General features: G+C 57.8%; 19 protein-coding genes, 2 tRNA genes and 1 pseudogene. 2 read left to right on the top strand and 20 right to left on the bottom strand.

Annotated elements, in window-relative coordinates; all coding sequences use genetic code 11:
- Positions 1–367: 367 nt before the first annotated feature.
- The 10 genes from D3880_RS10145 to D3880_RS10100 form a co-directional block, all read right to left on the bottom strand.
- Positions 368–444, bottom strand: a tRNA-Pro gene (locus tag D3880_RS10145).
- A gap of 89 nt (positions 445–533) precedes the next feature.
- Positions 534–890 (bottom strand): MerR family transcriptional regulator, encoded by a 357-nt coding sequence (locus D3880_RS10140; RefSeq protein WP_119893345.1) that lies wholly within the window; start codon positions 888–890, stop codon positions 534–536.
- On the bottom strand, positions 871–1,173 hold the full coding sequence (gene ihfA, locus D3880_RS10135) for an integration host factor subunit alpha (RefSeq protein WP_003243414.1): 303 nt from the start codon (positions 1,171–1,173) through the stop codon (positions 871–873). The genes D3880_RS10140 and ihfA overlap by 20 nt, the downstream gene beginning before the upstream one ends.
- 3 nt (positions 1,174–1,176) lie before the next feature.
- A complete protein-coding gene (gene pheT / locus D3880_RS10130) occupies positions 1,177–3,555 on the bottom strand; it encodes a phenylalanine--tRNA ligase subunit beta (protein WP_119893344.1) in 2,379 nt (792 codons plus the stop codon).
- 39 nt (positions 3,556–3,594) lie between these two features.
- Positions 3,595–4,611: a phenylalanine--tRNA ligase subunit alpha gene (gene pheS, locus D3880_RS10125; RefSeq protein WP_119893343.1), complete on the bottom strand. Its 1,017-nt coding sequence runs from the start codon at positions 4,609–4,611 to the stop codon at positions 3,595–3,597.
- A gap of 95 nt (positions 4,612–4,706) precedes the next feature.
- Complete coding sequence (gene rplT / locus D3880_RS10120) at positions 4,707–5,063, bottom strand: 50S ribosomal protein L20 (protein ID WP_119893342.1); 357 nt, start codon at positions 5,061–5,063, stop codon at positions 4,707–4,709.
- 29 nt (positions 5,064–5,092) lie between these two features.
- Positions 5,093–5,287, bottom strand: a complete 195-nt coding sequence (gene rpmI / locus D3880_RS10115) for a 50S ribosomal protein L35 (RefSeq protein WP_119893341.1) — start codon at positions 5,285–5,287, stop codon at positions 5,093–5,095.
- Positions 5,288–5,349: 62 nt separating this feature from the next.
- A complete protein-coding gene (infC, locus tag D3880_RS10110; RefSeq protein WP_177412196.1) occupies positions 5,350–5,901 on the bottom strand; it encodes a translation initiation factor IF-3 in 552 nt (183 codons plus the stop codon).
- The gene (thrS, locus tag D3880_RS10105; protein WP_119893339.1) at positions 5,901–7,823 is read right to left on the bottom strand and encodes a threonine--tRNA ligase; all 1,923 of its coding nucleotides are present in this window, start codon (positions 7,821–7,823) and stop codon (positions 5,901–5,903) included. Before thrS ends, infC begins: the two co-directional genes overlap by 1 nt.
- Before the next feature lie 222 nt (positions 7,824–8,045).
- A tRNA-Val gene (locus D3880_RS10100) sits at positions 8,046–8,122 on the bottom strand.
- A 183-nt stretch (positions 8,123–8,305) separates the two neighbouring features.
- Here D3880_RS10100 and D3880_RS10095 point away from each other — a divergent pair.
- The gene (locus tag D3880_RS10095; RefSeq protein ID WP_119893338.1) at positions 8,306–9,589 is read left to right on the top strand and encodes an NAD(P)/FAD-dependent oxidoreductase; all 1,284 of its coding nucleotides are present in this window, start codon (positions 8,306–8,308) and stop codon (positions 9,587–9,589) included.
- A 14-nt stretch (positions 9,590–9,603) separates the two neighbouring features.
- Here the strand turns inward: D3880_RS10095 and D3880_RS10090 are convergent, their stop codons facing one another.
- From D3880_RS10090 to ppsA, 10 genes are all read right to left on the bottom strand, one after another.
- Positions 9,604–10,317 (bottom strand): PA2778 family cysteine peptidase, encoded by a 714-nt coding sequence (locus D3880_RS10090; RefSeq protein ID WP_420800870.1) that lies wholly within the window; start codon positions 10,315–10,317, stop codon positions 9,604–9,606.
- 135 nt (positions 10,318–10,452) lie between these two features.
- Positions 10,453–11,484 (bottom strand): OmpA family protein, encoded by a 1,032-nt coding sequence (locus D3880_RS10085; RefSeq protein WP_119893336.1) that lies wholly within the window; start codon positions 11,482–11,484, stop codon positions 10,453–10,455.
- Positions 11,485–11,591: 107 nt separating this feature from the next.
- The gene (gene sigX, locus D3880_RS10080; RefSeq protein WP_119893335.1) at positions 11,592–12,182 is read right to left on the bottom strand and encodes an RNA polymerase sigma factor SigX; all 591 of its coding nucleotides are present in this window, start codon (positions 12,180–12,182) and stop codon (positions 11,592–11,594) included.
- A 90-nt stretch (positions 12,183–12,272) separates the two neighbouring features.
- Positions 12,273–13,097 (bottom strand): mechanosensitive ion channel family protein, encoded by an 825-nt coding sequence (locus D3880_RS10075; RefSeq protein WP_119893334.1) that lies wholly within the window; start codon positions 13,095–13,097, stop codon positions 12,273–12,275.
- A gap of 2 nt (positions 13,098–13,099) precedes the next feature.
- Complete coding sequence (locus D3880_RS10070; protein WP_119893333.1) at positions 13,100–13,345, bottom strand: CrfX protein; 246 nt, start codon at positions 13,343–13,345, stop codon at positions 13,100–13,102.
- 53 nt (positions 13,346–13,398) lie between these two features.
- Positions 13,399–14,394 (bottom strand): zinc transporter ZntB, encoded by a 996-nt coding sequence (locus tag D3880_RS10065; RefSeq protein ID WP_119893332.1) that lies wholly within the window; start codon positions 14,392–14,394, stop codon positions 13,399–13,401.
- 61 nt (positions 14,395–14,455) lie between these two features.
- Positions 14,456–14,944 carry a ribonuclease E activity regulator RraA gene (rraA, locus tag D3880_RS10060; protein WP_119893331.1) on the bottom strand — a complete coding sequence of 163 codons (489 nt, stop codon included), beginning with the start codon at positions 14,942–14,944 and terminating at the stop codon, positions 14,456–14,458.
- A gap of 30 nt (positions 14,945–14,974) precedes the next feature.
- Positions 14,975–15,274: a Rieske (2Fe-2S) protein gene (locus tag D3880_RS10055; RefSeq protein ID WP_119893330.1), complete on the bottom strand. Its 300-nt coding sequence runs from the start codon at positions 15,272–15,274 to the stop codon at positions 14,975–14,977.
- Positions 15,275–15,426: 152 nt separating this feature from the next.
- Positions 15,427–16,398 carry an alpha/beta fold hydrolase gene (locus D3880_RS10050; RefSeq protein WP_119893329.1) on the bottom strand — a complete coding sequence of 324 codons (972 nt, stop codon included), beginning with the start codon at positions 16,396–16,398 and terminating at the stop codon, positions 15,427–15,429.
- 79 nt (positions 16,399–16,477) lie between these two features.
- Positions 16,478–18,850, bottom strand: a complete 2,373-nt coding sequence (ppsA, locus tag D3880_RS10045; RefSeq protein WP_119893328.1) for a phosphoenolpyruvate synthase — start codon at positions 18,848–18,850, stop codon at positions 16,478–16,480.
- Between ppsA and D3880_RS23375 the strand changes: the two are divergent.
- Positions 18,797–18,983 (top strand): annotated as a pseudogene (locus tag D3880_RS23375) (hypothetical protein). The gene ppsA and the pseudogene D3880_RS23375 sit on opposite strands and share 54 nt — an antisense overlap.
- Positions 18,984–18,994: the final 11 nt, after the last annotated feature.

Genomic DNA, 18,994 nt, shown 5'->3' with positions numbered 1-18,994 from the left:
CTGAACCAGGCGCGCTGCACAACGGGTTGCGGGCGGTGGGGAATGAGTTTCTCCGGGGTGGAGTTGGCCCCATCGCCCGCGCTTTTCAATCGGCAATGAAGAAACCTGATATCGCTGCTACAGTGCCCGAATCGGCACGACCCTCTCAGCAGACAGGCCGAGTGCCAAACACCCTGCAAAATTCGCTGCTACGAGCCTCGCAAGGAAGTGCCAAACATCTCGCAAGGTAGTGCCAAATCCGTCGCCTCCTTACAGCACAAACGGGCACCAAACGGGCACCATGTCAGCCGAGTACAGAAGCAATAAAAAAAAGTGCCCATAAAAAAAATCCAGTCACCGCTAAGTGACTGGATTTTCTAGGGTTATTTGGTCGGGACGGAGTGATTCGAACACTCGACCCCTTGCACCCCATGCAAGTGCGCTACCAGGCTGCGCTACGCCCCGACTAAGTCAAACCGCTCTCGACTACTACTGAAAGCGGATCGAACTATACATTAAGCTTATGAAATATGGAAGTTTTTTGAAAAGCCGAGCTATTTCCGCAGCACCAACAAGACATCTTCCAGCTCAACGATCATCTGCCGGATGAGTTGTTTGTATTGAGTCGTGTCGTCTTTGGCTTCATCGCCGGAAAGGCGCTGACGGGCACCGCCAATGGTGAAGCCCTGATCATAAAGCAAGGCCCGAATCTGCCGAATCATCAGCACATCCTGACGCTGATAGTAGCGGCGATTCCCGCGTCGCTTGACTGGATTGAGCTGAGTAAACTCCTGCTCCCAGTAACGCAGGACATGCGGCTTCACCGCACAAAGATCGCTTACTTCACCGATGGTGAAGTAGCGCTTGCCCGGTATCGGCGGAAGCTCGTCGTTATGACTTGGTTCCAGCATAAGCTTCAACTCTGGCTTTCAGTTTCTGGCCGGGGCGAAAAGTGACGACACGGCGAGCCGTAATCGGAATCTCTTCTCCTGTCTTTGGATTACGTCCCGGGCGCTGTCGCTTATCTCGCAGGTCAAAATTGCCGAAACCCGACAATTTGACCTGCTCATTAAGCTCCAGCGCCTGCCGGATTTCTTCAAAGAACAGCTCCACCAACTCCTTGGCTTCCCGCTTATTCAGGCCTAGCTCTTCATACAGACGTTCCGCCATTTCAGCTTTCGTCAGAGCCCCCATACGTTACTTCCTTAACGTGGCATTGAACCTTTGTTCCAGCGAGGTAAGGATGTTTTGCGTTGTACTACTCACCTCATCGTCATTAAGAGTGCGCGATGGATGTTGCCAGGTCAAGCCGACGGCCAGGCTTTTTCTATGTGGATCAATGCCTTTACCGTGATACACGTCAAACAGCCTGAGGTCCGTTAGCCACTCACCGGCCGCCTCACGGATAGTCGCCAGCACCGCCTCGGCAGCGACATCACGCCCCACCAACAGTGCCAAATCACGGCGAACTTCAGGGAAACGCGACAGTTCGCTGAACTTCGGCAAGCGTCCCTGAGCAACTTCGGACAATACCAATTCGAAGAGATAGAGCGGCTGCTCGAGGCCAAGCGACCGAGCCAGCTCCGGATGGATCGCCCCGATAAAGCCAACCAGACGCCCATCGCGCTCGACCTGTGCCGTCTGCCCTGGATGCAGCGCGGGATGTTCGCCCGGCACGAAGCGGAAAGATTCGACGGCTCCAGCATGGCTTAACAACGCCTCGACATCCGCTTTCAGATCGTAGAAGTCCACACCTTCACGTCCATTGGCCCATGCCTCAGGCAAACGGCTACCGGTGATTACGCCAGCCAGCATCGCCTCCTGCTTGAGTCCCGGCAACTGACCGACAAAGCGCAGTCCGCTTTCAAACAGACGCACACGCGACTGTTGGCGATTCAGGTTGTGCTGCAGCGCTTTGACCAAACCCGGCCACAGCGAGGAGCGCATGGCAGACATATCGGCAGAAATCGGGTTGGCCAATTGCAGTGGCTCAACGCCCGGATTGAACAGCTCGAACAGCTTCGGATCGATGAAGCTATAGGTGATAGCCTCTTGATAGCCACGCGCCACCAGCAAACGGCGTAGTGCCGGCAACTCAGAACGAGCTTCCGCCTTGGCCTGGGGCGCCAGACGCGCTTGCGGATAACGAACCGGCAAGCGGTTGTAGCCATAGAGACGCCCGAGCTCTTCGATCAAGTCGACTTCCAGAGTGATATCGAAGCGATGGCTTGGCACCCCGACCTGCCATAACCCAACACCCTGGCTGCTCACGGTCAGGCCCAGAGCTCTCAGCAGGCGCTCGACTTCAGCCGAGTCCATCTCAAGACCAAGCATCTGAGCAATGCGCTCGGCACGCAGGGTAATCGGTGCGACACGCGGCAAGCTCGCCTCGCTGACCACCTCAATGATCGGCCCCGCCTCACCACCCATAATTTCGATCAACAGAGCAGTGGCACGCTCCATGGCCTTCCGCGCCAACTGGGAGTCCACGCCACGCTCGAACCGGTGCGAAGAGTCCGTATGCAGGCCATAGGAGCGCGCCTTACCGGCCAAAGCAATGGTGTCGAAGAACGCGCTCTCCAGGAACACATCGCGAGTTGCGTTGCTCACCCCGCTATGCTCGCCCCCCATCACACCGGCAATTGCCAGCGCGCGCTGGTGGTCGGCGATTACCAGGGTATCGGCCCGCAGGCTGACTTCCTGACCATCGAGCAGCACCAGCTTCTCGCCCTCTTCTGCCATGCGCACTCGAATCCCGCCATTGATTTCGGCAAGATCAAACGCATGCATCGGCTGGCCTTGCTCTAGCATCACGTAGTTGGTGACATCGACGGCAGCATTGATGCTACGGATATCCGAACGGCGCAGGCGCTCGACCATCCACAGCGGCGTCGGCCGAGACAGGTCGACATTTTGAATCACTCGTCCCAAATAGCGCGGGCAAGCCTGTGGCGCCGAGACTTCGACTGGCCGTACTTCATCATGGCCCGCCGCAACAGGCTCGACCAACATCGGACTAACCTCGGCGGCGTAGATGGCTCCTACTTCACGGGCCAAACCTGCAATCGACAAACAGTCACCGCGGTTGGGCGTCAAGCCAAGCTCGATGCTCACATCATCCAGCCCGAGATAGGTGCGAATGCTCTCGCCGACCGGAGCATCGGCGGCCAACTCCATTAGGCCATTATTGTCTTCGCTGATCTGCAATTCAGACGCCGAGCAGAGCATGCCGTTGGACTCGATCCCGCGTAGCTTGGCCTTTTTGATCGTGAAGTCGCCAGACAGCTCCGCGCCAATCATGGCGAACGGAATCTTCAACCCGGGGCGAACATTGGGGGCACCGCAGACCACCTGGAAAGATTCGGCGCCGTTGCTCACCTGGCAAACGCGCAACTTGTCAGCATCCGGGTGCGGCTCCGTGCTGAGCACCTCACCCACCACCACTCCGGAGAAATTGCCGGCAGCCGGAGTCACGCTGTCGACCTCGAGGCCGACCATGGACAGACGAGCTACCAATTCATCACGGGAAACCTGCGGATTTACCCAGCCCCGCAGCCACTGTTCACTGAATTTCATCCTGCTCTCCCAATCAATTCGGTTACGGTCGTGCGAGTTCTAGCGAAATTGCGCCAGGAATCGCAGGTCGTTATCGAAGAACAGGCGCAAATCATTGACGCCATAACGCAGCATCGCCAAACGCTCGACCCCCATACCAAAGGCGAAGCCTTGATATTTTTCGGAATCGATGCCCGACATGCGCAAAACATTCGGGTGCACCATGCCGCAGCCCATCACTTCCAGCCAGCCGGTCTGCTTGCATACACGACAGCCTTTGCCACTGCACATCACACACTGCATATCGACTTCTGCCGACGGCTCGGTGAAGGGGAAGAAGGATGGGCGGAAACGCACACCCAAGTCCTTCTCGAAGAACACCCGCAGAAACTCCTCGATGGTGCCCTTCAGATCGGCAAAGCTGATGCCTTCGTCGATCAGCAAACCTTCGACTTGATGGAACATCGGCGAGTGGGTGATATCTGAATCGCAGCGATAGACCCGACCCGGGCAAACGATGCGGATCGGTGGTTGCTGCGACTCCATCGTGCGCACCTGCACCGGCGAGGTATGGGTGCGCAGCAACATGTTCGCATTGAAATAAAAAGTGTCGTGCATCGCCCGCGCCGGATGGTGGCCAGGGATGTTGAGGGCCTCGAAGTTGTGATAGTCGTCTTCGACTTCAGGCCCCTCGGCGACGTTGTAGCCGATATGCGTGAAGAACTGCTCGACCCGTTCCAGGGTGCGGGTAACCGGGTGCAGACCACCAGAAACCTGACCACGCCCCGGCAAAGTCACGTCAATACACTCGGCAGCCAACTTGGCGCTCAGGGCGGCCTGCTCCAGCGTTGCTTTACGCGTATTCAGGGCCTCCTGCACGCGCTCTTTCGCCACGTTGATCAGGGCACCGACTTTCGGCCGCTCTTCAACCGGCAAATCGCCCAGGGTCTTCATCACCTGAGTCAGCTCGCCTTTCTTGCCGAGATAATGAACCCGGATCTGCTCCAGGGCATTGACGTCTTCGGTATGTTGCACGGCCTCAAGCGCTTGCGAGACCAGCGCATCCAGGTTTTCCATGTACGGACTCCAGATACGAAATAGGGGAAGAGCACGAAGGCTCTTCCCCTATTGGTGACGTTTAGCACCGGGCGAACCCGGTGATTGTCGGGGACTTAAGCCAGGACGGCTTTCGCTTTCTCGACAATCGCAGCAAACGCCGCTTTTTCGTTCACTGCCAGATCGGCCAGAACCTTACGATCGATCTCGACGGACGCCTTCTTCAGACCGGCGATCAGACGGCTGTAGGACAGACCGTTGACACGAGCACCAGCGTTGATACGGGCGATCCACAGAGCACGGAACTGACGCTTGCGCTGACGGCGGTCACGGTAGGCATATTGGCCAGCCTTGATTACCGCTTGCTTGGCAACACGGAATACACGCGAACGCGCACCGTAGTAGCCTTTGGCGAGTTTCAGAATTTTTTTGTGACGGGCACGGGCAATAACGCCACGCTTAACACGAGCCATGAATTAATCCTCTTGACCTAGACCGGAAATCAACGCAGACGCAGCGAACGCTCTACACGAGCGACATCAGATTTGTGCAGCATGGAGGTGCCACGCAATTGACGCTTACGTTTGGTAGTCATTTTGGTGAGGATGTGGCTCTTGAAAGCGTGCTTGTGCTTGAGGCCACCAGCAGTTTTCTTGAAGCGCTTCGCAGCGCCACTCTTGGTTTTCATCTTTGGCATGTTCGGATACTCCGCATTCAGTCAATTACACATAACCACAAGGCCTGCCAGTGCCCTGGAGATTATTTTCGCTTTTTGGGGGCGATGACCATCATCAGCTGGCGTCCTTCCAGCTTAGGATGCTGTTCGACGGTACCGTATTCGGCGAGATCGACTTCGACCCGCTTCAACAGTTCCATCCCCAACTCCTGGTGAGCCATCTCACGACCACGGAATCGCAGGGATACCTTGGCCTTGTCCCCATCACTTAGGAAACGTACCAGGTTGCGTAGTTTTACCTGGTAATCCCCTTCTTCCGTCCCTGGACGAAACTTAATTTCTTTAATCTGAACCTGCTTCTGGTTCTTCTTCGCGGCAGCGACCTGTTTCTTTTTCTCAAACAGATGCTTGCCGTAATCCATGATGCGGCAGACAGGCGGCACTGCATCAGCGGAGATTTCTACCAGATCCAGCTTGGCTTCTTCAGCCACTCGAAGCGCTTCATCAATCGAGACGATGCCAATCTGCTCGCCGTCAGCGCCAATTAACCGAACCTCGCGTGCCGAGATATTCTCGTTGATCGGGGCTTTCGGTGCAGTTCGTTTATCCTGTCTCATTTCACGCTTAATAATGATTACTCCAAATCTTGGCGACCACGCCGGGAAACCGCCTGCGCAAGGAATTCTGCGAATTGAGCGACGGGCATCGAGCCCAGATCAGCACCTTCACGGGTACGCACGGCGACCGTTTGCATTTCGACTTCTCTATCACCAATAACCAGGAGATAGGGAACCTTGAGCAAAGTATGCTCGCGGATTTTAAAGCCGATTTTTTCGTTTCTCAAGTCGGACTTGGCACGGAACCCGCTTTGATTGAGGGTTTTCTCCACCTCAAGGGCGAATTCTGACTGCTTGTCGGTGATATTCATGATCACCGCCTGGGTTGGCGCCAGCCAAGCAGGGAACGCCCCCTCGTAGTGCTCAATCAGCATGCCGATGAAGCGCTCGAAAGAACCGAGGATCGCGCGATGTAGCATCACTGGGTGCTTGCGACTGTTATCCTCGCCGACAAACTCAGCACCAAGGCGAACCGGCAGATTGAAGTCGAGCTGCAGGGTACCACACTGCCACACCCGACCCAGACAATCCTTCAGGGAGAACTCGATCTTCGGCCCATAGAAAGCCCCCTCCCCCGGCTGCAAGTCGTAAGGCAGACCGGCGCTTTCCAGCGCCGAAGCCAAAGCCGCCTCAGCACGATCCCACAACTCATCGGAACCGACCCGTTTTTCCGGACGAGTCGACAGCTTCAGCTGAATGTCGGCGAAACCGAAATCGGCATAGACATCCAGGGTTAGCTTGATGAAGTCCGCAGACTCGGCCTGCATTTGATCTTCAGTACAGAAAATGTGTGCATCGTCCTGCGTGAAACCACGCACCCGCATGATGCCATGCAGCGCACCTGACGGCTCATTGCGGTGGCAAGCACCGAACTCAGCCAAGCGCATCGGCAATTCGCGATAGCTCTTCAGCCCCTGGTTGAAAATCTGCACATGGCAGGGGCAGTTCATCGGCTTGATCGCATAGTCGCGACTTTCCGACTCAGTGGTAAACATGTTCTCGGCGTAGTTCGCCCAGTGCCCGGATTTCTCCCACAGACTGCGATCGACAACCTGGGGAGTCTTCACTTCCAGATAGCCATTTTCCCGCTGCACACAGCGCATGTACTGCTCAAGCACCTGATACAAAGTCCAACCATTCGGATGCCAGAACACCATGCCGGGCGCTTCTTCCTGGGTATGGAACAAATCCAGGCGCTTGCCAAGCTTGCGGTGATCGCGCTTCTCCGCTTCTTCGATGCGAGTGATGTAGGCAGCCAGTTGCTTCTTGTCCGCCCAGGCAGTGCCATAAATGCGCTGCAGCTGCTCGTTCTTGGCATCACCACGCCAATAGGCGCCGGACAACTTGGTCAGCTTGAATGCTTTAAGGAAGCGCGTATTAGGCACGTGCGGACCACGGCACATGTCCACATACTCTTCATGGAAGTACAGGCCCATAGCCTTCTCATCAGGCATGTCATCGACCAGCCTCAGCTTGTACTCCTCGCCCCGCGCCCTGAACAATTCGATCACCTCGGCACGCGGCGTCACTCTCTTAATGACGTCGTAATCCTTGTCGATCAACTGCTGCATGCGCTGCTCGATGGCGGCGAGATCTTCCTGAGTGAAGGGCCGCTCGTAAGCGATGTCGTAATAGAAGCCCTCATCGATGACAGGACCGATCACCATTTTCGCCGCCGGATAGAGCTGCTTGACCGCATGACCGACTAGATGGGCGCAGGAATGGCGAATGATCTCCAACCCCTCCTCGTCTTTCGGCGTGATGATTTGCAGGCTGGCATCGCTATCAATCAGATCACCGGCATCTACCAAACGACCATCGACCTTACCAGCCAAAGTAGCTTTGGCCAGGCCAGCACCAATGGACTGAGCCACCCCAGCCACGGTAACCGGGTGATCAAACGAGCGCTGACTGCCGTCGGGAAGAGTAATGATGGGCATGGCGCCTCCTCTCCTAGTGGTGACCCCTACCAAAGGTCACGTGGGTTGGGATGAGCCAGTAAGCGATCCGGCGGTGTACCTGCCTCACAGTGGCAGGAGCCCAAAGGCCTACCTGAAACCGAACCAGAGTCACTGGATGCGAAGAAACGGGATGCTTTCAGAAAGCCGCAGCCCTGACAAGCTGCGCAATAAAAAAGGGCCGCTTACGCGACCCTTTAAATTTGGTAGGCACAATTGGACTCGAACCAACGACCCCCACCATGTCAAGGTGGTGCTCTAACCAACTGAGCTATGTGCCTCCATTGGCCGCGCATTCTACGGAATTACTCATTGCTGTCAACAGCTTTTATTCTAACTGCCTGAAAAAGTGGATTTTTTAGCGCTCACTGCTGCGTTAAATATTTTGCACACAGACTAGCCGAGGATTTTCAGCTGAGTTAGCATCGCAACAGTCGTAAAAAATAAAGAACATAGGTTGCAAAATGACGCACACCCCCTACCCACAGTCCTACTACGCCGCCTCAGCTAATCCCACGCCTGCGCGCCCAGAACTACTTGGTGAAGTCCAAACTGATGTCTGCATCATCGGCGCGGGCTATACCGGCCTGTCGACTGCATTATTCCTACTCGAACATGGCTTCAAGGTAGTAATCTTGGAGGCAGCCAAGGTAGGTTTTGGTGCATCGGGGCGCAACGGCGGGCAGATCGTCAATAGCTACAGCCGTGACATCGACAGCATTGAACGCAGCGTCAGCCCTAAAAATGCCCAGCTCCTCGGAGACATGGCATTTGAAGGCGGAAGCATCATCCGCGAACGCGTTAAGAAGTACGGCATCCAATGCGACCTGAAGGACGGCGGCGTCTTCGCTGCCCTCACTGCCAAGCAGATGACCCACCTTGAGTCGCAGAAACGTCTGTGGGAACGCTATGGTCATACCCAACTAGAGCTGTTAGACGCCAAACGCATCCGCGAAGTTGCCGCCACTGACAACTACATAGGCGGCATGCTCGACATGAGCGGCGGCCATATCCACCCACTCAATCTGGCGCTCGGCGAGGCCACAGCGGTCGAATCCCTTGGCGGCATGATCTACGAGCAATCACCCGCCATTCGAATTGAGCGTACAGCGGCGCCAGTCGTTCACACGCCCCAAGGGCACGTGAAAGCCAAGTTCGTTGTGGTCGCTGGCAATGCTTACCTGGGCAACTTGCTGCCAGAGCTAGCCGCCAAATCCATGCCGTGCGGCACCCAGGTGATCACCACCGAGCGGCTTTCCGACGAGCTAGCGAAGAGCCTGCTTCCTCAGGACTACTGCGTAGAAGACTGCAACTATCTCCTCGACTACTACCGGCTCTCAGGCGACAAACGCCTGATTTTCGGCGGTGGCGTGGTCTATGGCGCGCGCGACCCAGCCAACATCGAGGCGATTATTCGCCCGAAGATGCTGAAGACCTTCCCGCAACTGAAAAATGTGAAAATCGACTACGCCTGGACCGGCAACTTCCTGCTCACCCTTTCGCGCCTACCGCAGGTTGGCCGTCTGGGCCATAACATCTACTACTCACAGGGCTGCAGCGGCCATGGCGTGACCTACACCCATGTTGCCGGCAAGGTTCTGGCCGAGGCCCTGCGTGGACAAGCGGAGCGCTTCGATGCCTTCGCTGAGTTACCACACTACCCCTTCCCTGGCGGACAGGTCTTCCGCGTACCTTTCACCGCCCTTGGCGCCTGGTACTACAGCCTGCGCGACAAGCTGGGCGTCTAAGAAAAAACGGCGCCTCAGGGCGCCGTTTTACTCTTCACAGGCTGCGAAGGCGCCTCTAAAGCCTGATATGCCGAAGCCGCCGCCTGCACCTGGCCGACTCGTTCCAGCTCTGCCGCCGCCTGCCGCCAGCGCAGCGGGTCCACACTTGCGGGTAGGCGCGCCGGCGCCTGCACCAGAACCGACCAACGCCCCGCCTTCTCCCAGTCATCCTTGAATGCTGTGAAATCGGCCAGCCAGCGCTTGCTTTGCCCTGATCGCAGCAAAAGCGTTTGCTGGGCGCGGTCGTAACCGACCAACACCGCATAGCGAGACGAAGCCATCCAGCCGAGCCCTTCACTGAAGCGCACCAGTACTGGAAATCCCGCTGCAACTTGATCCAGCAACTCGGCAAGACCGGCCCCAAGGGGATAGACCACGAACCCTTGCTCGCGAGCTACGCGCGGGATGTTTTGCGCCAGTTGCAACTCCGCCTCAGGCAACTTCAATTGCTTGGCGACCAATCCCGGCGTAGTCACCACCCCTTGCTGCGACAACACGGTCGCCAAAGCTCCAGGAGCACCATCAAAAGCCGACTCCGCAAAGAACGGTACGCCGCTCAATTCCACCCGCTCTGGCAGACGTTGAATATCCACCGGTAAATTTCCCGGGCCTTGGCAACCGCCAAGCAATAGACCCGTCACCAGGAAAAATTTCAACAATGACAATGAGTTGCGATTAAAACAGAACAAGCTCGTCACTCTCCGCCTGATAAGGCCACCGATCATACGGTTATGACTACACGGGAAATACCTGAACCACGGAACCCGGAGTGCAGATAAAGAAAAACCCGGCCGAGGCCGGGTTTTTCTCACCACTCAACGCCATTACTTGGCTTGAGCTTCCACTTCAGCTTCTACGCGACGGTTGACGGCGCGACCGGCATCCGTGGCGTTGTCCGCTACCGGGCGGGACTCGCCGTAGCCGACCGATTCGATGCGCTCACCACCGACACCGTACTGGTTGACCAGCACGTCTTTAACCGCGTTGGCGCGACGCTCGGACAGCTTCTGGTTGTACGCATCGGTACCGACGGAGTCGGTGTGACCTTCCACGGTGGTGGTGGTCGATGGGTACTGGGTCATGAAGTCAGCCAGGTTCTTGATGTCGCCGTAGCTTTCTTCTTTCACCTTGGACTTGTCGAAGTCGAACTTCACGTCCAGCTCGACCCGCACGGCCTCGGCCGCAGCCGGGCAGCCGTCGGCGTCAACGGTGACGTTGGCCGGGGTATCCGGGCACTTGTCGACGTTGTCGCACACGCCATCGTTGTCGCTGTCGGCGCACACTTCAGCCGGAGCAGGAACTGGAGCAGCAGGCTTGGAGCCGCCACCAAAGTTCATGCCGATACCAACGCTTGGAGCCCACTCGGTGTCGCCCTGGTCGATGTTGTACTGAGCTTCAACGCCAGCACGAGCATAGAAGTTTTCGGTGAAGTAGAGCTTGGCACCACCGCCAACGTTGGCGAAAGTGGAACCGTTACGACCGCTGCGGCCGGTTTGACCGATGCTCTGGTCTGAGAAACCTGCGGAGACGTACGGACGCAGCGTGTCGCCAGGGGCGTTGAAGTGGTACAGAGCATCCAGGGCAGTGTTCGAGCCCTTGATGTTACGACCGTCTTCGCCAACAGCGTTGTGCACTTCGTCGTAGCCCAGACGCAATTCAACGTCGTCGGTCAGGAAGTAGCCAATCGAGCCGCCGAACAGGTTGCCGTTGTTTTTGAAGTCACGAGCGCTGTCGAACATCTCCTTCTTGGCGAAGCCTTCCACTTCTACCGCACCTTGGCCTTGAGCCAGCGCCTGAAGAGAGGCAGAAGCGATCAGAGAGCCAATTACAACGCCTAAGGCGTTTTTCAATTTCATCCGTAAATCCCCATCTTGGTAGTCAGTAAGTTGTCTAACAATTCCAGGACAACTCAGCGGGCGATTGTAACAGAGTTCGCCCGAACGATTGGAGCTATCTTCCCCAACTAAGTTTCGGTCGCGCCAGCAAATTTTTCTCGCAAGCGGTCCAGGGCTCGCTTGTAACGCATCTTCGTCGCGCTAAGCCCCATGTGCATGATGTCGGCTATTTCCTGGAACTCCAGTTCCGCAACAAAACGCAATACCAAAATTTCCCGATCAATCGGATTTACATGGACCAACCAACGATCCAGACCACCTTGCTCGGCAACTGCGGGAGTCTTCTCCTCGGAAGCCTCTTCCAACGGATCCAGACTCAGCGCATCCATCAGCCGGCGCTTCCTACGCTCTTTCCGGTACTGGGTAATACACTCGTTGTAAGTAATGCTGTATAGCCAAGTTTTGAACTTCGACTTGCCCTCAAAATTTTTCAGGCCATACAGCACTTTCAACATAACTTCCTGACACACATCATCCGCATCACGTTCATTTCCCAAATAGCGGGCACAAACGTTAAACAGCGTGCGCTGGTAGCGCCGCATCAGCTCTTCATAGGCTCGGGTTACGTGAAACAGCTCGCCATGAGCACGCGCCACCAGCTCTTCGTCCGAGAGCTCGCGAGGGTCATAGCGAGAAGGTAGCGATTGGACTTTATTCAAAACGAGTCGGGCCGACAGTCAGGTGAATAGCCGCCACGGCCCGGAGCCCGGGCCATCAGATGGCGACATACATTAGCAGGGATTGACGCCTCAGCGACTGCTCACCTGTTGCTCGAGAAGAATGCGATTGGCCACGGAAACCAATACCCCCTCCTCCGTCAGCAGGGTGGTCTTGACCGTGCCGATCTCCTCGATCTGGCCTTCGACATCACCCACCTTGACTTGTTGCCCGACCTGATACAACTCACGCACATATATGCCGGCAAGAATTTGCCCAGCCAGCTCACGACTGCCGAGCCCCAGCGCCAAGGCCACCGCCAGACCGACCGAAATCAGCACGATGGCGATCACGTTGTTAAGCAGCTCGGTTTTGACCTCCAGCTGACCAATGGCCACCGAAATGCTGATGATGATGACCAGTCCCTGGGCAAAACGCCCCAGGCCACCGGCATAATCGAGCCCGACGCCTTCGGCGGCGCCGCGCACCAGACTGTTGACCAGTTGCGCCAGCAATACGCCGACAATCACCACCAGCGCAGCACCCAGGACTTTCGGCAGGTACAGCGCCAGCACATCGAGCGTGGCGGAAACACGCCCAAGGCCAAGCGAATCAGCCGCAGAAACCAAGAAGATCAGCAATACGAACCAGTAGACGATCTTGCCGATCAGGGTCGAGACCGGCACCTGGATGCCGACACGCCCAAGTATCTTGGTCAGACCGGTTCCAGCCATCAGGCGATCCAGGCCCAGTTTGGCCAGAAGCTTGGAAAGCAAGGCGTCGAGCAGCTTGGCCACGACGAAACCAAGCAAGACCACCGCCAACGCACCAAACAAGCGTGGAATAAAGCCGGCGACGGGCGTCCATACATTGGTCATGGCGTTGACCAGACCTTGAGTCCAGGGGTCGAATTCCATCTTCACTCAGCCTTATCAGCAGTACGGTCGGGAGAAGTGCGGCGAGAAACAGGGGCCACATGGGCGGCGCCCTTGTTCAAGGCCATCATCAGCGCCTCGAACCAATGCCCCATCAGACTGAACAGATCACCGGCGCCGACCTGGCGGTTGGCTGTTTTCAGCACGCGCCCTAGCGTCGCATCATCGTCATGGGTCGACGGCGACGCTCTCAGCAGGTCGCGGAGAGATTCTTCAAACGGATCGCGCATGCGCACCTCTTGGGATGTGTCGGCTAGACGAGATGAAAAGTCGACAAGTCACATCAAACCCAACGCAAGCGGCGGAACAACCACCACTGACCAAGCGCTACCCCAGCGATGAGTAGGCAGGCAATCAAGAAGCCATAGGGGCTTTCCGCCCCTGGGATACCGCCGACATTGATCCCCAACAGCCCAGTCAGAAAACTCATCGGCAGAAAAACCCCAGTGATGATGCCGAAACGGTACATGGTACGGCTCATTCGCTCGCTCATCCGCCGGTGCTCGGACTCCAGAACCAAGCCTATCCGCTCGCGAATCAGCTCGAGCTCTTCAAGGTTGCGGGTCAGATGGTTGTTGAGCTCATTCCAGTAATCGGCATTACCGTCGACGAACCAGGGCAGCCGGTTACGCGATAGCTGCGCATAAATGTCCCGCTGCGGCGCAAGGAATCGCCGTAAACTGGCGGCGCGCCGACGGATATGCAGCATCAGGCTATGGTCCGGCGCGTAGCGCTCGTCGGCGTCAATCTTCTCTTCCTCACCATCAACCTGCTCCGCCAGCCCTGCGACCAAGTCATCGACCTTATCGCTCAGATGGTGCGCGAGATAGAGCAGCAGCTCGGAGGGGTTTTTCGGGCCTTCGCCCCTTTCCAGCTCATCGATCAGTTGATCGGTCGCCCGCAATGGCCGCAGGCGCAGGGAAATAATCCGCTGAGGCGCAGCGAAAATCCGCACCGAGACCATGTCTTCGGGCTCCGCCCCTGGATTGAGATTTACCCCGCGCAGAAACAGCAGCAGCTCATTGTTCGGCAACGGCAGCAGACGGGGACGGGTGTTCTCCTCCAGCAGCAAGTCGCAGCTGAACTCATTCAGGCCGCTGGCGCTGCGTAGCCAGGCGTGCGTCTGCGGATGACCACGATCCCAATGCAGCCACAGGCTTTGCTCCTCAGTGAGCTGCAACTCATCCAGTTGCTGGCGCGAAATAGGCTTCGCCCCTCCCTTGCCGTCCAGGACAAATGCGTGGACCAGCCCCCATTGCGAGTTGTCTTCCTCGAGCATCCCACTCCCCACTACTGACAGCCCTCAGAAAAACCCCGGTTGGCACCAGGCTTTCTGCTCGTTACTCCGGCATTGCCAACGGCTTGGGCGAAACGATGATGCCGTTGTTATCGGCATACACGAATTCGCCCGGGCGGAATGTCACGCCACCGAAAGTCACCGGCACGTTCAAGTCGCCAATCCCACGCTTATCCGTCTTCATCGGGTGGCTAGCCAGGGCCTGAACACCCAGCTCGGTCTGGGCAATGACGTCGACATCACGAATGCAGCCATAGACGACCAGCCCTTCCCAGCCATTCTTCGCCGCCTTCTCGGCCAGCATGTCACCAAGCAGAGCACGGCGCAGAGAGCCGCCACCATCGACGACCAACACTTTGCCCTTACCATCTACCTCTACCTGATCCTTGACCAGGGAGTTGTCCTCGAAACACTTGATGGTGACGATTTCGCCGCCGAAGGAGTCGCGACCGCCAAAGTTACTGAACATCGGCTCAACCACCTGCACCAGCTCCGGGTAGGCATCGCACAGATCGGGAGTGACATATTGCATGGGGAAAACTCCTGTAAAGAGAAAACAGTGTCAGAGGTCGACGCCGATACGATCGTCGTCATAGACCAGCTCAAAACGAGTCAGTGCAGGACAATGTGCATTTAATGCCTGGCCGCTGAAAAAATCGAACTCCACCCCATGTCGCGCACAGCGCAACACCCAACCGGCCAGGGTAGCGTTGTGCAAAGGCACGCCCTGATGCGGGCAACGGTTCTCCAGCAACAGAGGCTGACGGTCAACCACCATGAGTAAGAGGTTACGCCCGGCGAGCTGAAAGGTCCGCCGATAACCTTCTTCCAGATTCAGTAACCGTTCGAGCGCAACGAACATGGCACCTCCAGTGGCAGCAGAAATGACTGCAAGCCAACTCCGCGTCACATCTTAGCCGGATGCCACGCGAGGCGAAATGCCCGCCCGCTCTGCTACGCGGCATACCGGGGAGCGCCCACCCAGAAAGCTGAGCAATTGGCTTTACGTCTGGCTTAGCCTCTGACTGGTAACTCGGGCAAGCACAACTGCTGCAACCAGTGCACGACAAGCGGCCAGACCTCACTTTGCGCCGACTTGCTCAGCAGCATTTCGATATGCCCGTAGTCCTCGGCAAAGCCGTTTTTCCTGCCAAGGTGGAGAAACTCACGGCGCGCCGAGCCGAACTGCTCCAGTAACTTCCGGCAAGCCCAGGGCGGGTCCTGATGATCACCCGCAGAACCGACCGCCAATAGCGGCACCTGCACCTCGGAAAGCCCGGCCCACCAGTCGCCTCCGGCATCACCGAAGCGGCCGAACAGACCGTGCCAGCGCAAGCTTTCCAGCGCGACACCGATAGGCTCGTCTTCCGGACCGCGCTTGAGCCCAGCGCCGGACAATACCGCGAGACGCTTGAGCAGCAGGCGCCCACCCCACTCCAGCGGAGGCAGCTTCAAGGGCCAGTAGACCCGACTGACCTGACTGCCGAACAAAGCCGCAGAGGCGGCTTCAGCCTCGCCCAGATAGTGCCCACCCAGAGCCGCCGCCAGGGTGATGCCACCCAGCGAATGACCAAGCCAGTGGGGAACCTGGTCGCTCTGCTCGCGCACGAAGGCGGCAATCGCTGGCAGGTCATAGCGGGCGTAATCGGCTACCCGGTTATGGCGATAGGCCTGATTGCGCGGCGACAGGCCGTGACCACGCATCTCGGCGATCCATACATCGAAGCCGGCCCGCGCCAGATAAGGGCCTAGCCCGAGGCCCTTGGGCGAGTACCAGAAACGTCGATTGGAAAAGCTGCCATGCAGCAGAATCACCGGCGTACCACGCCGTCCCTCACTGCGATGGAGGCCCAGACGAGTCAACGCCAGCTCGACACTGCGGTCCGGACTGTTACCGGGCTTCAAGCGGTAGACATCTTCGCTCAGGTCGCCACGCAGCTCCGCACTTACCAGGGCGACAGGGAACAGCTCACTACTACTTTGCATACCACTACTGACAATGAATTGTTACTGGCACAAAAAAGGGCGGGATCAATCCCGCCCCTTTTATGGTGAGGAACGCGTATCAGGCCTGCTGACCTTCCGCCAGGAAGAACCAGGTTTCCAAGACCGAGTCCGGGTTCAAGGACACGCTTTCGATGCCCTGCTCCATCAGCCACTTGGCCAGATCCGGGTGATCCGAAGGGCCCTGGCCGCAGATGCCGATGTACTTGCCGGCCTTGCGGCAGGCCTGGATGGCATTGGACAGCAGCTTCTTGACCGCCGGATTACGCTCATCGAACAGATGGGCAATGATCCCGGAGTCACGGTCCAGGCCCAGGGTCAGCTGGGTCAGGTCGTTGGAGCCGATGGAGAAACCGTCGAAGAACTCGAGGAACTCTTCGGCCAAGATGGCGTTGGACGGCAGCTCGCACATCATGATGACTTTCAGGCCATTCTCGCCGCGCTTCAGGCCATTGCTGGCGAGCAAATCGACGACCTGACTGGCTTCGCCCAAAGTACGCACGAAGGGCACCATGATCTCGACGTTGGTCAGGCCCATCTCGTTGCGGACTTTCTTCAGCGCGCGGCATTCGAGCTCGAAGCAATCGCGGAACGACTCGCTGATGTAGCGCGAAGCGCCACGGAAGCCGAGCATCGGGTTCTCTTCTTCCGGCTCGTAGAGCTTGCCGCCGATCAGATTGGCATACTCGTTGGACTTGAAGTCCGACAGGCGCACGATGACCTTCTTCGGCCAGAACGCCGCGGCCAGAGTGCTGATGCCCTCGACCAGCTTCTCGACATAGAAGCCGACCGGATCGTCGTAACCGGCGATGCGCTTCTCGACGCTGTCCCTGATCTCCGCCGGCAGGCTGGCGAAGTTCAGCAGCGCCTTCGGATGCACGCCGATCATGCGGTTGATGATGAACTCCAGGCGGGCCAGGCCCACGCCTTCATTCGGCAGCTGGGCGAAGTCGAAGGCGCGATCCGGGTTGCCGACGTTCATCATGATCTTGAACGGCAGCTCGGGCATGGCATCGACCGAATTCTGGCGGATATCGAAGCCCAGCTCACCCTCGAAGATGAAGCCGGTGTCGCCCTCAGCACAGGACACGGTGACGCCCTGGCCATCCTTCAGCACCTGAGTGGCGTTACCGCAACCGACGACTGCCGGAATACCCAATTCACGGGCGATGATCGCCGCGTGACAGGTACGGCCGCCACGGTTAGTGACGATGGCACTGGCGCGCTTCATGATCGGTTCCCAGTCTGGGTCGGTCATGTCGGAAACCAGGACGTCGCCCGGTTGGACCTTGTCCATTTCGGCGATATCGTTGATCACCCGCACCTTACCGGCGCCGATTTTCTGGCCGATGGCACGGCCCTCGACCAGCACCTTGCCGGTTTCCTTCAGCAAGTAGCGCTCCATCACGTTGGCGCTGCTGCGGCTCTTCACGGTTTCCGGGCGCGCCTGGACGATATACAGCTTGCCGTCGTCGCCGTCTTTGGCCCACTCGATGTCCATCGGCCGCTGGTAGTGCTTCTCGATGATCATCGCCTGTTTGGCCAACTCGGCCACTTCGGCGTCGCTCAGACAGAAACGTGCGCGATCGGCGTGCTCGACATCCACAACTTTGACCGACTTACCGGCCTTGGCTTCATCGCCATAGACCATTTTGATCGCTTTGCTGCCCAGATTGCGGCGCAGGATGGCCGGACGGCCGGCCTCCAGCGTCTGTTTGTGGACATAGAACTCGTCCGGGTTGACCGCGCCCTGCACCACGGTCTCACCGAGGCCGTAAGCGCCGGTAATGAACACCACATCGCGGAAGCCCGACTCGGTATCCAGGGTGAACATCACGCCGGCGGTCCCGGTTTCCGAACGCACCATGCGCTGCACGCCGGCGGACAGGGCGACCAGCTTGTGGTCGAAGCCCTGGTGCACGCGGTAGGCGATGGCACGGTCGTTGAACAACGAGGCGAACACCTCTTTGGCCGCGCGGATCACGTTATCCACGCCGCGAATGTTCAGGAAGGTTTCTTGCTGACCGGCAAAGGAGGCGTCCGGCAAGTCTTCGGCGGTGGCGGAAGAGCGCACGGCGACTGCCATGTTGTCATTGCCGTTGGACATGGAGGCGAAGGCGGTGCGGATTTCGGCGTTCAGACGCTCGGGAAACTCAGCTTCCATCACCCACTGGCGAATCTGCGCGCCGGTTTTCACCAGGGCATTCACGTCGTCCACGTCCAACGCATCGAGGGCGGCATGGATACGGCCATTCAGACCGCTTTGGTCGAGGAAGTCACGATAGGCCTGAGCGGTAGTGGCGAAACCGCCGGGAACCGAGACACCGGCACCAGCGAGGTTACTGATCATCTCGCCCAGGGAGGCGTTCTTGCCCCCTACATGCTCAACATCGTGGACGCCGAGCTTATCGAGGGAAACTACGTACTCAACCAAGGTGATCTCTCCACTTGAATTTGGGAAAGCCAGCGTGCGGTGGCTTTGGCCCTGGCAAATAAGTCACAATGCCGGCCAGTACAGGCCCGGCAAAAGGGGGGCCTATGATAGCCAAGAATCGATCCCAGCTTAAGGCCTACGGCG

It is taken from the genome of Pseudomonas cavernae, assembly GCF_003595175.1.
GTDB lineage: Bacteria > Pseudomonadota > Gammaproteobacteria > Pseudomonadales > Pseudomonadaceae > Aquipseudomonas > Aquipseudomonas cavernae.
This window is presented reverse-complemented; position numbering and strand designations above follow the sequence as displayed.

Bases quoted from the DNA above. Each gene is read 5' to 3' on its own strand.
- D3880_RS10140 (WP_119893345.1), bottom strand. From the start codon at position 890: ATGCTGGAACCAAGTCATAACGACGAGCTTCCGCCGATACCGGGCAAG.
- ihfA (WP_003243414.1), bottom strand. From the start codon at position 1,173: ATGGGGGCTCTGACGAAAGCTGAAATGGCGGAACGTCTGTATGAAGAG.
- pheT (WP_119893344.1), bottom strand. From the start codon at position 3,555: ATGAAATTCAGTGAACAGTGGCTGCGGGGCTGGGTAAATCCGCAGGTT.
- pheS (WP_119893343.1), bottom strand. From the start codon at position 4,611: ATGGAAAACCTGGATGCGCTGGTCTCGCAAGCGCTTGAGGCCGTGCAA.
- rplT (WP_119893342.1), bottom strand. From the start codon at position 5,063: ATGGCTCGTGTTAAGCGTGGCGTTATTGCCCGTGCCCGTCACAAAAAA.
- rpmI (WP_119893341.1), bottom strand. From the start codon at position 5,287: ATGCCAAAGATGAAAACCAAGAGTGGCGCTGCGAAGCGCTTCAAGAAA.
- thrS (WP_119893339.1), bottom strand. From the start codon at position 7,823: ATGCCCATCATTACTCTTCCCGACGGCAGTCAGCGCTCGTTTGATCAC.
- D3880_RS10095 (WP_119893338.1), top strand. From the start codon at position 8,306: ATGACGCACACCCCCTACCCACAGTCCTACTACGCCGCCTCAGCTAAT.
- D3880_RS10085 (WP_119893336.1), bottom strand. From the start codon at position 11,484: ATGAAATTGAAAAACGCCTTAGGCGTTGTAATTGGCTCTCTGATCGCT.
- D3880_RS10075 (WP_119893334.1), bottom strand. From the start codon at position 13,097: ATGGAATTCGACCCCTGGACTCAAGGTCTGGTCAACGCCATGACCAAT.
- D3880_RS10070 (WP_119893333.1), bottom strand. From the start codon at position 13,345: ATGCGCGATCCGTTTGAAGAATCTCTCCGCGACCTGCTGAGAGCGTCG.
- D3880_RS10065 (WP_119893332.1), bottom strand. From the start codon at position 14,394: ATGCTCGAGGAAGACAACTCGCAATGGGGGCTGGTCCACGCATTTGTC.
- rraA (WP_119893331.1), bottom strand. From the start codon at position 14,944: ATGCAATATGTCACTCCCGATCTGTGCGATGCCTACCCGGAGCTGGTG.
- D3880_RS10055 (WP_119893330.1), bottom strand. From the start codon at position 15,274: ATGTTCGTTGCGCTCGAACGGTTACTGAATCTGGAAGAAGGTTATCGG.
- D3880_RS10050 (WP_119893329.1), bottom strand. From the start codon at position 16,398: ATGCAAAGTAGTAGTGAGCTGTTCCCTGTCGCCCTGGTAAGTGCGGAG.